Genomic DNA, 14,393 nt, shown 5'->3' with positions numbered 1-14,393 from the left:
AAATGAACGTAGACAAAGAAACTTACGAAGGTCTTAATGACGGGCTTTATGCCAATCTTCAAACTACAAAAGGTAACTTAATTGTAAAATTTGAGGACAAGAAAGCACCAGTAACTGTAGCCAACTTTATTGGTCTTGCAGAAGGGAAAATCGACAACAAAGCTAAGGCTAAGGGAGTTCCTTATTATGACGGAACTATTTTCCACAGAGTAATCAAAGATTTCATGATCCAGGGAGGAGATCCTCAGGGAACTGGAGCAGGTGATCCGGGATATAAATTCGAGGACGAAAGAAACGACCTTAAACATACAGGAAAAGGTATTCTTTCAATGGCGAACTCAGGACCTAATACAAACGGTTCTCAGTTTTTCATTACTGAAGTTGCTACCCCTTGGTTAGATGGAAAACACACAATCTTCGGAAAAGTGGTAAAAGGAAATGACGTAATCGATGCTATTGCTAACGTTGAAAAAGGAGCTCAGGATAAGCCTAAAACAGATATCGTTTTAGAAAAAGTGTCTGTTTTCAGCAAAGGTGATGAGTACAAGCACTATGATGCAGCTAAAACTTTCAGCGAAGGAAAAGCTAAGATTGCAGAAAACAATAAGGCATTTTTAGCTAAAGAAGAGGCTGAAAAGAAGAAAAGAGAAGAAGAATTCAAAGCTAACCAGGAAAAATTAGTTGAAAATTTAAAAGCTGGTATGCAAAAAACTGAATCAGGTCTTTACTATAAAATCACAAAAACAGCTGACGGTAAAGCTCCAAAAGCTGGTGATAATGTATCTGTACACTATGCAGGTAAATTGGTAGACGGAACTGAGTTTGATTCTTCATTCAAAAGAAACGAGCCGATCGAAATTCCAATCGGAATGGGAAGAGTAATCAAAGGATGGGATGAAGGTATCCTGTTGTTGAAAGAAGGTGAAACTGCTACATTATTGATCCCGCCGGCAATGGCTTACGGAGAAAGAGGAGCAGGAGGAGTGATCCCGCCAAACTCCTGGTTAGTTTTCGATGTTGAGCTTGTAAAAGTAAAATAATTGAATCTTTTTAAGATATGAAAACCGTTCCGGAAGGGACGGTTTTTTGTTTGTATAAATACCGTATAAATACGGATTTCGGCAAAGATCAATTACTTCTATCTTTACCCGACACTTATAAGAAACAAAATAAAAATATGTTTGATCTGAATTACGACCTCATAAAAAAAGAAATTGAGTCAGAAATGTGTGAAGAACACGGTCTGCATCCGGAATTGAAAAAAACGGATGAGGGCTTCGGAATAAAAGCCTGTTGTGAACCTTTCAGAGAAAAGATGGTTGAAAAAGCCGGAAACATGATTGAAGAAGAAACCAAAAAGATCCTTGATGAAATGATGAAGGATTTGTTTAAAGAATAAGTTTTTACGATGTTAAGATAACTTTGTTATCACTAGCTGCTCCGGAGGGAGTAGCTTTTTTGTTAGAAAATATATTAGTATTACGGATTCCCGTAAGGTAAGAAGTTTATGTATCTATAAATTTCCGAAAATAAATATAATAATGGCAAAATTTAATTTTTTAAATCTTGATTCGGAAGTCCGAAATTTTATGCTTGATGAAATCAACTTAGATGTAGAAAGAGATGTTTTTTTTTTAAGTGAAAGGCTTAATGAATATGGTAAGTCTGTTTATGAAGATTTTTTGATAAAATCTGTAAAAGAAGGCGATGAGGAAGGCTTTGAAGCCTTATTGGAATTCCCAAAGTTTTTTAATGGAACTGAAATTAAAAATTCGAAACAGTCTAAAGTTCCTAAAAATGCATCGACATTAATATGTCAGAGTGAGTTTAATAGGTATTATATTAGAGGTGTATGTCTTAAAGCTATTAAAGATGGTGTTGAATCAGTTGAAATTTACAGAGGAAGACAATCTAGTTTTGTGAGACCAGAGTCTGAATTACAAATTGGAAAAAAATTAGATCCACGAGAACTTTTGGAGGATTTAAGAAATTCTATTGGAAAACAACCTAAATTATTCCCTGAAATAAACTCGGGATTAACTATAATGATATAATAGGTGAGCAAAAAACTAATTTTTTCGTAACAAAAAACCGCCCCAAACAGGACGGTTTTTTCAGTAAAAATTAATTGAAAGTTATATTTTAATATCTTTTCTTCATACCTGTTCCGGTTAAAGAACTGATGAATACAAGGCCAAAGCCGATATAAGCAGCAAATGCCGTCAGATATATAATTAAGCTGTTTAAGCTTGGTTTTAAGGCGTATACCAATACAGAAAAGGCAGCAAAACTTAACACGAGCAATACGCTCCAGATATTCATTTTTGCAGCATCTTCATTTCTCTTAAAAATCATTTCAAAAAAGTCTCTCATCATTACTTACATTTTAAGGGTTATACATTAATTAATATGATAAAGGCGCACTCATCACGGTAAAAAGAATAAATTCCTTTACTGGGCTAAGGTTCACGATGACTTTGCCATTTATTTATATCGTAGTACCGGGCTAAAAAGTCCGGGATATTTTTGTTTTTTTTGAATCAATAAATGATTCCTGGTTATTGATGATACCAGTGAGATACGGGGTGCAAAATTGCAGTGAAAAATCAACGGGGGTTAATTAATCACGAACCCGTATCTGGTACGGCATCGTAGAAAAAAAGGATTCATATACTAGATATGAATTTGAATCAGTGGAAAAACTGAAAATCCACAGAAAACCTTTTTTCTCATCCTTAGTGTTTTTTAATTTTTTCTCAATATCTTACATGCCAATATTATGCCAAAGTAAAAGTTTCGCGATTAACACTTTGTTTCACGGGATTGATGAAGCTCCTGATGAAGCATGTTTTCATCTGTTATTTCCTTAAACATAGAAAAATTTTCTGTTTTTAAGGGTGAGTTATTGGAAATAAAGAAAATTTTACGGCGCAATTATTTTTTTAGATTTAAAATACTTTAGAACGGTTTAGAAAATGAACCGGGAAAGTTTAAAAGACAGCATAAGTAATCTTAAAACCACAAATACCACAAATATTTCGCACAAATTTCACAAATAGAATCGTAGCAATCAATTTATCAAAACACAGGAACAATCATCTGTGTGAATCTGTGAAATCCGTGGTTATTAAAAAAAATATAATCACTATAAGTTTTGGCTAAAGCCATCGGAAGATAATCATAAAAGATAAACGGGGTTCCATTCATCTAGGCTCAGGATGACAGCCCGTTCCTGTTGAAATAATGAAAAGCTCCATAAAAAAACAAAACCGCCTCTAAAGACGGTTTTTTATATTTGTTACCAGTTTTTATCGATCATGTAGATAATCTGTGTTAAAGCTGTAGCGCCCAATAATAGCTCTCTTCGGTTCACCTTTTCAAAAGTATCTTCTTCTGTATGATGGATATCGAAATATCGCTGAGAATCCGGCATCAATTCAGCGGCAGGAATTCCCATGTCATGAAGCGGGTAGAGGTCTGTTCCGGAAAACCGCTCTTCAAAATTATACACTCCATAGGGAAGGAATAAATTTGACCAGCCTTTGATCTGGTTTCTTTTGGCATCATCCATATCCAGGGCAATTCCTCTCGGAGCAAAACCTCCGGCATCCGTTTCTATTGCAAAAAGATGTTTTTCATTCTTCTCTTTTACCGTTTTACCATATTGGATTCCGCCTTTTACTCCGTTTTCTTCATTGGCAAAGCAAACTACTCTGATGGTATGGTTATTTTGTATTCCCAGCTTTTTAAAAGTTCTCAAAACCTCTATACTCTGAACAATTCCGGCGCCGTCGTCATGAGCGCCTTCACCTACATCCCAGGAATCTAAGTGTCCTCCAACAAGAATAACGCTCTGGTCTTTTTTTCCGGTAATTTCCCCGATGACAGAATGGGAAAGCTTTTCACCTTTCATTCCACAGTTGGAATTAAGTTTAGCGGTAATTTTCTGATTCTTAAGTAAAGCTTCCAGTTCATCTGCTGTTGTGCTTCCGATGGCTACGGCTGGTATTTTGGAGACTTTGTCTTCATAGCGCATGGCTCCGGTGTGAGGAACATCATCAAAAGCTGATGACAGAGATCTTACGATGGCAAATTTACCTCCTTTTTTAGCGGTTAAAGAAGCTGCTGTTGTTCTGTATTTTGCAGCATCACCATAGGCTTTGAAAGTCTCGACAAATGATTGGCTGAAAGGATAATTGAAGAATACAATTTTATCTTTCACCTTTTCAGCCGGAAGTTTGTCATATTCTTCCATAGATTTTACCATGATAATTTCTCCTGAAACATCTTTTCCTCCTGTTCCTTCAGAATTTCCAAGGGAAAGCATTTTAAGACTTTTCCATTTTCCGTTAGATGCCTGGATGTGCAGAGATTCTTTTCCTCTTTCCCATACCGGGATCATGACTTCCTGAAGCCATACTTTATCAGCTCCGGCATCACGAAGTTTCTGTTCTGCCCATTTTACAGACTTTTCATAAGCTTCAGATCCGCTTAAACGATGTCCGATATTTTTTGTAAGCTCTCTCAGCTCTGTATATCCTTTTCCATTGTTCAGGATTTCTGTAGAAATTTTTCTGAACTGGATAGAATCTTCTTTAGACTGGCCAAAAGCAGCCATTCCAAAAAGTAATAATGAAGTTCCTAGTATCTTTTTCATTGTTTTACCAATTTTTATCAATCATATAAATAAGTTGTGTCATTACCGCAGAACCAAGCAGCAGTTCTCTTCGGTTGACTTTTTCAAAAGTATCTTCTTCGGTATGGTGAATATCAAAATAACGCTGTGGATCAGGAACCAGTTCAGCTGTGGGAACTCCCATTTCATGAAGCGGAGCAATATCCGATCCGGAATATTTACCCTCGAAATTATAAACTCCATAAGGTAGAAATAAGTTGACCCAGCTTTTGATCTGATTTCTTTGAGGATCATTCATTTCCAGGGAAATTCCCCGTGGTGAGAAGCCTCCGGCATCTGTTTCTATAGCAAAAAGATGTTTTTCATTGTTTTCTTTGGCAATTTTTCCATATTGTTTTCCGCCTTTTGTACCGTTTTCTTCGTTGGCAAAGCATACAGCTCGGATGGTATGGTTGTTCTGTATCCCTAATTTTTTAAATGTTCTTAAGACCTCTATACTTTGTACAATTCCGGCTCCGTCGTCATGAGCGCCTTCTCCTACATCCCAGGAATCAAGGTGACCGCCGACAACAATAACGCTCTGGTCTTTTTTACCGGTAATTTCCCCAATTACAGAATGGGAAAGCTTTTCGCCTTTCATTCCGCAGTTGGAATTGAGTTTTGCTGTTACTTTCTGTTTTTTCAACAGTATTTCCAGTTCATCAGCAGAAGTATTTCCGATGGTAATAGCCGGTATTTTTGAAATGTTTTCATCATAGCGCATATTGCCTGTGTGAGGAACATCGTCAAGAGCGGAAGAAAGTGATCGGATAATAACGAATTTACCTCCCTTTTTAGCAGTTAATGAAGCGGTGGTTCGTCTGTAAGCACTGGCATCACGGTAAGAAATGAAAGTCTGTACATTTCCCTGATTAAAAGGATAGTTGAAAAATACAATCTTATCTTTCACCTTTTCTGCGGGAAGTTGATCATATTCTTCAAGCGATTTTACCATAATAATTTCACCTGAAATATCCTTTCCGTTTGTACCTTCCGAATTTCCGAGGGAAAGCATTTTAATACTTTTCCATTTTCCGTTTGAAGTCTGGATGTGCAGGGATTCTTTTCCTCTTACCCATACCGGGATCATGACATGCTGAAGCCATACTTTATCGGCTCCGGCATCACGGAGTTTCTGTGCAGCCCATTGTACTGATTTCTCATACGCTTCAGATCCGCTTAAACGGTTGCCTATCGTTTTGGTAAGCTCTCTCAGTTCATTATATCCTTTGCCATTATTCAGAATTTCTGTGGAAATCCTTTTGAATTGGATCGAATCTTCTTTAGTTTGACCAAAAACAGCCATTCCAAAAAGTAATAATGAAGTTCCTGCTATCTTTTTCATATTACCAGTTTTTATCAACCATAAAAATCATCTGTGTGATGGCTACTGCTCCGAGAAGCAATTCTCTTTTATTCACTTTGTCAAAAGTATCCTGTTCGGAATGGTGGTAATCAAAATACCTTTGGGTATCAACTACCAGCTCTGCTAAGGGAATATCAAGTTTTTTTAAAGGAGAAATGTCCTGAATTGCCTCTGTTTGGTCGAAATCATAAACGCCATAAGGAAGAAAATATTCTTTCCATGGATAAATCAATCTTCTTCTCTGAGGTGACATATCCAGAGAAAATCCTCGTGGAGAATAACCTCCGGCATCTGTTCCTAAAGCAAAAACATGTTTTTCATCTCTCTTTTTTACAAAAGCGGCATACATCTCGCGGCCCTGGCCCCCGTTTTCACTATTGGCGTACAGGACTACCCGGATGGTATGGTTATTTTCGTATCCAAGTGCTTTCAGTGTTCTTAAAACTTCGATACACTGTACCACACCAGTTCCGTCATCAATGGCGCCTTCGCCAAAGTCCCAGGAATCCAGCTGAGCACCTAAAACAATCACTTTAGAATCTTTTTTGCCCTGAATTTCAGCAATAATATTTGGATTTGTAGTGTCTCCTTTTGATTCAGCAGTCATGTTGATTTTAGCGGTAACTTTTTGCTTTTTCAATGTTTTTTCCAGCTCATCTGCAGATCTTACTCCAATGGATAAAGCAGGAATTTTAATTTTATCATCTGGTTCATAATAAATCATTTTAGCATGAGGAGTATCATCAGTAGCTGTTGTCAGTGATCTTATAATTAATGCTTTTGCACCCGTTTTAGCAATAATAGAAGCGGATATTAATTTTGATTTTGCAGTCTGTAAATAGGAGTCACTTGTATTGATGATTTTCGGATCCATAGGAACATTCACGAAAACGATCTTGTCTTTTAACTGGCCTATGGACATGGCATTAAGCTCTGAAGTGGTATTAATTAAGACAACTTCACCTGTCAGGTCTTTTCCACCCGTACCTTCAGAGTTTCCAAAAGAAAGCATTTTGATGTTTTTCCAATCTCCATTTCCGGCTTTTATCTGTAAAGATTCTTTTCCTCTGATCCAGATAGGTGCTTTGGCTTCTTGTCTCCAGATCATGTCAATACCTATTTCCCTGAACTTTTTTTCTGCCCATTCTACGGCTTTTGTATAACCGGGAGTTGCACTGAAACGTGATCCGATTCCTTTTGTAAGTTCTCCAAGATTGTCATAAGCCTTACCATTGGTCATGATTTCATCTGAAATTTTTCTGAACTCATCATGATAATTGAATTTGGCAATAGTTGTTTTTTTGGCCGGATTTTTTTGTGGCTTTTTTTGAGAAAATAAAAATCCACTCAAAAAGAGTGGAAGTATAATGAATATTTTTTTCATTTTTTATTTACCTTTCTTTTTCCTTTGATAAAAGTAGGGAAAAAATAGGAATTTATTAAGGTTTCATATCGTACATTACCAGAGCTGTAATCAATTTTGGTTCAATAAATGTACATTTTGGAGGCATGCTTAATCTTAAATCCGAAATTTTAATCATATCGTTAAAACTTACAGGATAAATTCCGAAACCAACTTTGCCTTCGCCGCTGTCTACTTTTTCTTTTAAAATATTAATTCCGTTGATGTTGGAGGTTCCTTTTACATAAGAAATAAGCTCAGAGCTATCCGGATCTTCAATTTTCAGGATATTTTTGAAAATATACTTGTCAATAAGATGGTGATCCAGGTTATCCAGAGACATCTCTTTGGAACGAAGATCATGCTTCACGTGAAGAGAGTAGAACTTCCCATCCATATACATTGAAATGTGGAATTTCTGAGAAGGGTAGTAAGATGTTTCTCCTTTTTCATGAATAAGGAAATATTTTTCAAGTTCCTTCAGGAAATCTTCGGGAGAAATACCATTCAGGTCATGTAAAATTCTGTTATAATCATGAATTTTAATAGACTGATTGGAAACAATAAAACTGTAGACAAAGTTGTAAAGCTCTGTACCATTATGTTTTTTGTTTTTCTCCTTATGATATTTTGCATTTATTGCTGTAGAACCAATTCTATGGTGTCCGTCAGCGATATAAAATGAATCAATCTGATCTATTACTTCTTTAAACTGCTGCAGCTTCAGACGGTTGTCTATTCTCCAGATTTTATGTCTGATACCGATAGTATCTACATGATTGAAGATAGGAACATTTTTCTCCTCATGATTCATCAGCAGCTCAATTTTTGAGTTGGCCGGATAGGTAAGGAGTACGGGTTCTGCCTGCAGGTTTACTTTTTCAAGGTAATGAGCCAGTTTTTCTTTTTTCTGAGGAATGGTACTTTCATGTCTTTTGATTTTTCCATTCCAGAAATCTTCAATACTTGCTAATCCCAGAAGTCCTCGGAACACCTGTTTATTGGGGTAGATCTGCTCATAAAGATAGTAGGCTGAATTGTCCTGGACCAATTTCTTCTCGTCCAGAAGTTCTTCAAATGTAGAACGGATCTTTCGCAGGTTCCGGTCAATATCTTTAGATTTACTTACAACATAGGGTTTAATCATATTGATGTAAGTATTTTCAACTTGAGCCTTCTCTGTGATCTCTTCCTGGGTAAAATTATCCAGTGGATGGGTAGGGAAAGTACTCTCGAAGTCTCTATGAGGTCTTATTCCACGGAAAGGTTTAAAAACAGGCATATTTATCTTATAGTTTCTTTTTGTAGCTTAATAATTTGTTCTGCAAGTTCGATACCGATTTTTTCCTGAGCATCTACGGTATTTCCTCCAACGTGCGGAGAAAGAGACAGTGCAGGGTTCATCAGTAAAGGAAGCTCAGGGCTTGGTTCATTTTCAAAAACATCCAATGCAGCTCCGGCTATTTTTCCTGATTCAATAAAATCGATCAGTGTCACTTCATTGATGACACCTCCTCTTGCAGTATTTACAATATAGACTCCGTCTTTCATTTTTTCAAACTGAGGGGTATCTATAATATATTCATTCGTTTTCGGCGTATTGATACTGATGAAGTCTGCATCTTTCAGGAACGCATCCATATCATTGGTGGACGTGATTTCAAAGTCGACAGACTGTCCGTTGAAGAAGTTCAGGGTAAGAACTTCTGTTTTTGGACTTCTTGTCAGAACGTTTACTTTCATTCCTAAAGCAATTCCTATTTTTATAACTTCCTGGCCAATACTTCCAAAGCCGATTACTCCTAATGTTTTCCCTGAAAGTTCATAAGCATTGCTGAATGACTTTTTCATAGCACTGAAATGAGTATCTCCTTCCAGAGGCATCAGTCTGTTGGATTCGTGAAGGAATCTTGCCAGTGAAATGAAATGCCCGAAAACCAACTCTGCCACTGATTTTGAAGACGCCGTAGGAGTATTGATTACTTTAATACCTTTGCTTCTGGCATATTCTACATCAATGTTGTCCATCCCGATACCGCCTCTTCCAATGATTTTAAGGCCGGGACATGCATCAATCAGTTCCTGTCTCACTTTCGTTACACTTCTTACAAGAAGGACGTCCACATTATTATCGTTGATAAAATTAATAACGTGATCCTGAGCCACTCTATTGTCCAGGATTTCAATTCCGGCTTCTTTTAAAGCGTTTTCTCCTGCTTTTGAGATTCCATCGTTTGCTAAAACTTTCATGAGTTATTTTATTAGATTTTTAGATTGAAGATGTCAGAAGCCAGATTTTGAGGTCTGTTATCCGACATCTGTTGTCTGATATCTTTTATTTTTCGGTCGCCTAATATAAGCTATTTTATTGACTTCATTACATCCACCAAAACCTGTACGCTTTCAATAGGTAAGGCGTTGTATAAACTTGCTCTGTAACCGCCCAGGCTTCTGTGTCCGTTTAATCCACTGATACCTGCTGCTTTCCATGCATTGTCAAATTCTTCTTTCTTGCTTTCGTCTGTGATTTTGAAAGAAACATTCATCAGTGAACGGTCTTCTTTTACGCAGAAAGTTTCAAATAGGGGATTGCTGTCGATTTCATCGTATAAAAGCTTGGCTTTAGCTTCATTTCTTTGTTCTGCAGCTGCAATTCCTCCGTTTTTTTCAAGATACTGAAGGGTAAGTAAAGATGCATACACAGGAAATACCGGCGGTGTATTGTACATTGATTCTTTAGCGATGTGCTGAGAATAATCAAGAATCGAAAACATATTTTCTCTTCCTGTTTTTCCAAGAATTTCTTTTTTGATCACCACTAAGGTAACTCCAGCAGGTCCCATATTTTTCTGAGCACCGGCATAGATCAGATCAAATTTGGAAAAATCCAGCTGTCTTGAGAAAATATCAGAACTCATATCACATACCATCAGTGTGCCCACTTCAGGGAAAGATTTCATCTGAGTTCCATAAATAGTGTTATTCGAGGTACAGTGGAAATAATCGTATTCTGAACCAACAGTATAATCTTTAGGAATAAAAGAATAGTTTTCTTCTTTTGAAGAACCTACTACATCTACTGTTCCTACTTTTTTTGCTTCTTTGATGGCTCCGGCTGCCCATGTTCCTGTATCCAGGTAAGCTGCTTTTCCTCCTACTTTCATCAGGTTGTATGGTACCATGGCAAACTGCAGGCTGGCACCACCCCCTAAATAAAGGACTTCATAATCATCACCAAGATTCATCAGTCTTTTTACAATTGCACGCGCTTCGTCCATTACAGCAACGAAATCCTTACTTCTGTGAGAGATTTCAAGAAGAGACAATCCGATACCGTTAAAGTCCAGGATAGCCTGTGCTGATTTTTCAAATACCTCCTGTGGCAAAATACATGGCCCTGCGCTGAAGTTGTGCTTTTTGTTCATATTTTTTATTTTTTGGTTTGCTTCCGGATTGTATATTCCTTCAGCTTTATTTTTGGTTAAATTGGGTTTTGGACAAAAAAACCGCCTCACAGATCATGAGACGGAATTTTTTTATTCGCCGTGTAAGAATGCTTTTTTATTAAGAAGAGATTCTTCAGATTCTACGTGATCTTCGTCAGGAACACAACAGTCTACAGGGCAAACCGCCGCACACTGAGGTTCTTCGTGGAATCCTTTACATTCTGTACATTTATCTGTTACAATGAAATATACATCATCACTTACAGGTTCCTGTGGTGCATCTGCATCTACAGTAAGTCCGGACGGCATTGTAATTGTACCTTGAAGAGCCGTACCGTCAGAAGCTTTCCAATCTACAGCTCCTTCATATATTGCATTGTTTGGACATTCCGGTTCGCAAGCCCCACAGTTAATGCATTCATCAGTTATTTTAATAGCCATCGCTAATTTTTTTTAAATTTGCACAAAATTACAAAATATTCCCCAATTTTAAAGTAATTATGAATACCGAAAATCAAGTTTTAGGACTTATTAAATTAAGTGATTATATAAAAGCGTTTTTAGCGAAGAACCCGGAAGATCACAATGAAGATGATGCAGATATTGAATTATTATTGAAAAGGTCTGAAATAGAGAATCCATGGTTTACTATTGATAATCAGAAATTTGCTTTACAGCAATGGGCTGATCTTTTGACTGAAGAAAATATCAAAAACTGGCTGGGAAATTATTCAATCTCTAAAATTTCAAAAAGAGTTGGACTTATTTTAGCCGGAAATATTCCTTTAGTGGGCTTTCATGATGTAATGTCTGTTGTGTTGAGCAATCACATTCCTGTTATTAAACTGTCTTCAAAAGATAAATACATGGTTCCGTTTTTATTAAAAAAATGGAATGAATTTTCTGATGGGAATGTCGTATTTGAATTTGTAGAGAAATTAGAAAATTTTGATGCAGTAATTGCTACAGGAAGCAATAATACAGCCAGATATCTGGAATATTATTTTAAGAATCATCTAAGCATTATCCGTAAGAACAGAACTTCTGTTGCTGTGTTGAAAGGTGATGAAACAGATGAAGAACTGCAGCTGCTGGCAAAAGATATTTTCCAGTATTTTGGATTGGGATGCCGAAATGTGACAAGAATTTTCATTCCGCAGGATTTTGTTATTGACAGATTATTTGAAAATTTCTTAGGATTTCAGGATATTATCAATCATAATAAATATGCCAACAATTATGATTATAACAGAGCGGTTTATCTTTTAAATCAGGATAAATTCTGGGATAATAATTTTGTAATGCTGAAAGAAGATGATAAACTTTTCAGTCCGCTTTCTGTAATCAATTTCAGCAGATATGAATCTTTGGATGACGTAAAAACATTTATTGCTGAAAACGAAGAAAATATTCAGTGTGTGGTATCTAAAGAAGAGTTGGTATTGAATGCTATTCCGTTTGGGGAAGCACAAAATCCGGGGCTTGATACTTATGCAGATAATGTAGATACAATGAAATTTTTAGAACTGGTCTGATTTTCGTATCTTCCATCACTTATTTCACCAGATAACAAAAATGAATACTATGAAAAAATTATTGCTGGGAATTGCTCTCGTGGGTGCACAGTTGATATTTGCTCAGAAAGTAGCAGGTGTAAAGGTTGAGGGCAACCAGAAAAAAGAGCAGCCGGCTGCTATAAGTAAAGAGAAAGTAAGTCTGTATAATGATAACTTTCTTAAGTTTGTTGATGCTTTACAGGCTTCAGACCGTAAGACAATTGACGGATTGCTTTCTGAAAAAGTAAAGGAAATTGTAACAGATAACGTTCTTAAAAAGGTCAAAGAAGGCATTGACCCAAATAAAAAGCTTGAAATCTTAAAGGCAGGATATTATAAGACAATGGATGGAACCAATCATCCAAGCATTAAATATAAGTATGCCGGAGAATCATCATCCAAAGAGGCTATTACCGCTGTATTTGAGGATGATGGAAAAATTCTTGGCGTATTGCCTGCGAAATAAGATTATAAATTTATTTTCGATTAATAAAAAAATATTAACTATGATGACAGATGTTTTAGTCGCTCATTCTTCAGATGTTGAGAAGGCGAGTTTTTACAAGAAGACGTATTTGCATGTTGCTTTATCTATTCTTGCATTTATTGGAGTTGAAACGATATTATTGAAAACTGTTCCGAAAGAAATTATTTTCATGATGTTTGCTCAGAAATATATTTGGTTACTAATCATTGGAGTTTTCTGGTTAGCTTCTGTTTTAGCTTCTAAATGGTCACTTTCCCAAAGTAAATCTACTCAGTATTTAGGACTGGGTTTTTATATCCTTTTGGAAGCAATTATATTTATGCCTCTGCTTTTTATTGCAACCAATATGGCAGGTGGTTCAAATGTAATCTTCCAGGCTGCTACTTTAACTATCGCAATGTTTGCAGGTATTTCAGCGGTGGCTTTTACTTCTAAAAGAGATTTTTCTTTCCTGAGAAATATCATTGTAATTGGCGGGTTTATCTCCATCGGACTGATTGCGGGAGGAATGATCTTTGGTTTTAACCTTGGATTGTGGTTCTCAGTTGGAATGGTAATTCTAGCTTCAGCTACCATTTTATATCAGACAAGTAAATTAAAAGACTCGTATGGGACTAACCAATATGTAGGAGCAGCGTTACAGCTTTTTGCTTCTATCATGCTTTTATTCTGGTATATTCTGAGTATTTTGATGAGCAGAAGAAACTAATTGATGAGTTGTCTTATCTTTTAAAATAATAGTCCCGGTGATATTTCATCGGGATTTTTTTATTATTTAAACACAAAACTTAAACACAAAGTTCACAAATGTTTTCACGAAACACGAATTCAATAATATCAATAGGACGGGCTTTAGCCCGTTTATTTTAAATGAATCTTTTCCAAAGGCTTAAGCCGAAACTTATAGAGATTATTTTTGACCCACGGATTTCACAGATTGACACAGATGATTGCGTATATTTTTTGATGAATGAATTTTGTATCCTTCTATTTGTGAAATTTGTATCAAAATATTTGTGATATTTAAGATTAAACACAAATTGTCACTAATGGTTTCACGAATAACACTGATTCAATAGGAACGGGCTTTAGCCCGTTTGTCTTTTGTGATTACCTTCCGATGGCTTTAGCCAAAACTTATAGTGATTGTAATTTTTTTTATAACCACAAATTTCACAGATTCACACAGATGATTGTGAATATTTATTTGTGAAATTTGTGCGAAAATTTGTGTTTTAAACCATAAACCCAAAAAATCCAGATGAAATTTCACCGGATTTTATTGGATATTCTTTAAAAGCTTTCATGCAACTAGCAGCTTCATGAGACTGGTTAAGGTCCTTTGAAGTAAGTTTTACTGTTGATGGAAAAAGATTCTTAAAGAATAGAAAAAGTATAGTAATGAGGAAAACCTCAGGTATTGTATTTTGTGTTTTTTACAATCTTTTAATTAAAAATAAT

14 protein-coding genes are annotated in these 14,393 nt (G+C 36.1%); 6 read left to right on the top strand and 8 right to left on the bottom strand.

The window, feature by feature from the left end; translation table 11 throughout:
* Window positions 1-2: 2 nt before the first annotated feature.
* The 3 genes from ACLMCG_RS03740 (at window position 3) to ACLMCG_RS03730 (ending at window position 2,054) form a co-directional block, all read left to right on the top strand.
* Window positions 3-1,040: a peptidylprolyl isomerase gene (locus ACLMCG_RS03740; protein ID WP_223599156.1), complete on the top strand. Its 1,038-nt coding sequence runs from the start codon at window positions 3-5 to the stop codon at window positions 1,038-1,040.
* A 137-nt stretch (window positions 1,041-1,177) separates the two neighbouring features.
* Complete coding sequence (locus tag ACLMCG_RS03735; RefSeq protein ID WP_413958840.1) at window positions 1,178-1,399, top strand: hypothetical protein; 222 nt, start codon at window positions 1,178-1,180, stop codon at window positions 1,397-1,399.
* A gap of 142 nt (window positions 1,400-1,541) precedes the next feature.
* Window positions 1,542-2,054, top strand: coding sequence for a hypothetical protein (locus ACLMCG_RS03730; protein ID WP_413958839.1), 513 nt, complete (start codon window positions 1,542-1,544; stop codon window positions 2,052-2,054).
* Between the two features lie 88 nt (window positions 2,055-2,142).
* On the opposite strand, the gene ACLMCG_RS03725 is transcribed toward ACLMCG_RS03730, so the two are convergent.
* The 8 genes from ACLMCG_RS03725 to ACLMCG_RS03690 form a co-directional block, all read right to left on the bottom strand.
* A complete protein-coding gene (locus ACLMCG_RS03725; protein WP_156121019.1) occupies window positions 2,143-2,376 on the bottom strand; it encodes a hypothetical protein in 234 nt (77 codons plus the stop codon).
* 922 nt (window positions 2,377-3,298) lie between these two features.
* Window positions 3,299-4,657, bottom strand: a complete 1,359-nt coding sequence (locus tag ACLMCG_RS03720) for a M20/M25/M40 family metallo-hydrolase (RefSeq protein ID WP_413958838.1) — start codon at window positions 4,655-4,657, stop codon at window positions 3,299-3,301.
* 4 nt (window positions 4,658-4,661) lie between these two features.
* The gene (locus ACLMCG_RS03715) at window positions 4,662-6,020 is read right to left on the bottom strand and encodes a M20/M25/M40 family metallo-hydrolase (RefSeq protein WP_413958837.1); all 1,359 of its coding nucleotides are present in this window, start codon (window positions 6,018-6,020) and stop codon (window positions 4,662-4,664) included.
* A 1-nt stretch (window position 6,021) separates the two neighbouring features.
* Window positions 6,022-7,425 (bottom strand): M28 family peptidase, encoded by a 1,404-nt coding sequence (locus ACLMCG_RS03710; protein ID WP_413958836.1) that lies wholly within the window; start codon window positions 7,423-7,425, stop codon window positions 6,022-6,024.
* A gap of 55 nt (window positions 7,426-7,480) precedes the next feature.
* Entirely contained in the window at window positions 7,481-8,725 is a 1,245-nt protein-coding gene (locus tag ACLMCG_RS03705) for a DUF1015 domain-containing protein (RefSeq protein ID WP_309435275.1), read from the bottom strand.
* A 2-nt stretch (window positions 8,726-8,727) separates the two neighbouring features.
* A complete protein-coding gene (locus ACLMCG_RS03700; protein ID WP_223598927.1) occupies window positions 8,728-9,693 on the bottom strand; it encodes a D-2-hydroxyacid dehydrogenase in 966 nt (321 codons plus the stop codon).
* A 110-nt stretch (window positions 9,694-9,803) separates the two neighbouring features.
* Window positions 9,804-10,868, bottom strand: coding sequence for a 3-phosphoserine/phosphohydroxythreonine transaminase (gene serC, locus ACLMCG_RS03695; RefSeq protein ID WP_413958835.1), 1,065 nt, complete (start codon window positions 10,866-10,868; stop codon window positions 9,804-9,806).
* A 111-nt stretch (window positions 10,869-10,979) separates the two neighbouring features.
* Window positions 10,980-11,330, bottom strand: coding sequence for a 4Fe-4S binding protein (locus ACLMCG_RS03690; protein ID WP_047375361.1), 351 nt, complete (start codon window positions 11,328-11,330; stop codon window positions 10,980-10,982).
* A 59-nt stretch (window positions 11,331-11,389) separates the two neighbouring features.
* Here ACLMCG_RS03690 and ACLMCG_RS03685 point away from each other — a divergent pair, with 59 nt between their 5' ends.
* The 3 genes from ACLMCG_RS03685 to ACLMCG_RS03675 are packed head-to-tail and all read left to right on the top strand — an operon-like array spanning window position 11,390 to window position 13,641.
* The gene (locus tag ACLMCG_RS03685; protein ID WP_413958834.1) at window positions 11,390-12,424 is read left to right on the top strand and encodes an acyl-CoA reductase; all 1,035 of its coding nucleotides are present in this window, start codon (window positions 11,390-11,392) and stop codon (window positions 12,422-12,424) included.
* Between the two features lie 49 nt (window positions 12,425-12,473).
* Window positions 12,474-12,911, top strand: coding sequence for a peptidylprolyl isomerase (locus ACLMCG_RS03680; protein ID WP_413958833.1), 438 nt, complete (start codon window positions 12,474-12,476; stop codon window positions 12,909-12,911).
* Between the two features lie 40 nt (window positions 12,912-12,951).
* Window positions 12,952-13,641, top strand: coding sequence for a Bax inhibitor-1 family protein (locus tag ACLMCG_RS03675; RefSeq protein ID WP_223598923.1), 690 nt, complete (start codon window positions 12,952-12,954; stop codon window positions 13,639-13,641).
* The last annotated feature ends 752 nt before the right edge of the window (window positions 13,642-14,393 follow it).

Origin of the sequence: Chryseobacterium sp. S90 (genome assembly GCF_047444895.1) — a bacterium.
Lineage (GTDB): Bacteria > Bacteroidota > Bacteroidia > Flavobacteriales > Weeksellaceae > Chryseobacterium.
The sequence above is the reverse complement of the archived record's forward strand: the minus strand, read 5'-3'. Positions and strand labels throughout refer to the sequence as shown.

Excerpts from the sequence above, each read along its gene's own strand:
- ACLMCG_RS03740 (WP_223599156.1), top strand. The coding sequence starts at position 3 with ATGAACGTAGACAAAGAAACTTACGAAGGTCTTAATGACGGGCTTTAT.
- ACLMCG_RS03735 (WP_413958840.1), top strand. The coding sequence starts at position 1,178 with ATGTTTGATCTGAATTACGACCTCATAAAAAAAGAAATTGAGTCAGAA.
- ACLMCG_RS03730 (WP_413958839.1), top strand. The coding sequence starts at position 1,542 with ATGGCAAAATTTAATTTTTTAAATCTTGATTCGGAAGTCCGAAATTTT.
- ACLMCG_RS03725 (WP_156121019.1), bottom strand. The coding sequence starts at position 2,376 with ATGATGAGAGACTTTTTTGAAATGATTTTTAAGAGAAATGAAGATGCT.
- ACLMCG_RS03720 (WP_413958838.1), bottom strand. The coding sequence starts at position 4,657 with ATGAAAAAGATACTAGGAACTTCATTATTACTTTTTGGAATGGCTGCT.
- ACLMCG_RS03715 (WP_413958837.1), bottom strand. The coding sequence starts at position 6,020 with ATGAAAAAGATAGCAGGAACTTCATTATTACTTTTTGGAATGGCTGTT.
- ACLMCG_RS03710 (WP_413958836.1), bottom strand. The coding sequence starts at position 7,425 with ATGAAAAAAATATTCATTATACTTCCACTCTTTTTGAGTGGATTTTTA.
- ACLMCG_RS03705 (WP_309435275.1), bottom strand. The coding sequence starts at position 8,725 with ATGCCTGTTTTTAAACCTTTCCGTGGAATAAGACCTCATAGAGACTTC.
- ACLMCG_RS03700 (WP_223598927.1), bottom strand. The coding sequence starts at position 9,693 with ATGAAAGTTTTAGCAAACGATGGAATCTCAAAAGCAGGAGAAAACGCT.
- serC (WP_413958835.1), bottom strand. The coding sequence starts at position 10,868 with ATGAACAAAAAGCACAACTTCAGCGCAGGGCCATGTATTTTGCCACAG.
- ACLMCG_RS03690 (WP_047375361.1), bottom strand. The coding sequence starts at position 11,330 with ATGGCTATTAAAATAACTGATGAATGCATTAACTGTGGGGCTTGCGAA.
- ACLMCG_RS03685 (WP_413958834.1), top strand. The coding sequence starts at position 11,390 with ATGAATACCGAAAATCAAGTTTTAGGACTTATTAAATTAAGTGATTAT.
- ACLMCG_RS03680 (WP_413958833.1), top strand. The coding sequence starts at position 12,474 with ATGAAAAAATTATTGCTGGGAATTGCTCTCGTGGGTGCACAGTTGATA.
- ACLMCG_RS03675 (WP_223598923.1), top strand. The coding sequence starts at position 12,952 with ATGATGACAGATGTTTTAGTCGCTCATTCTTCAGATGTTGAGAAGGCG.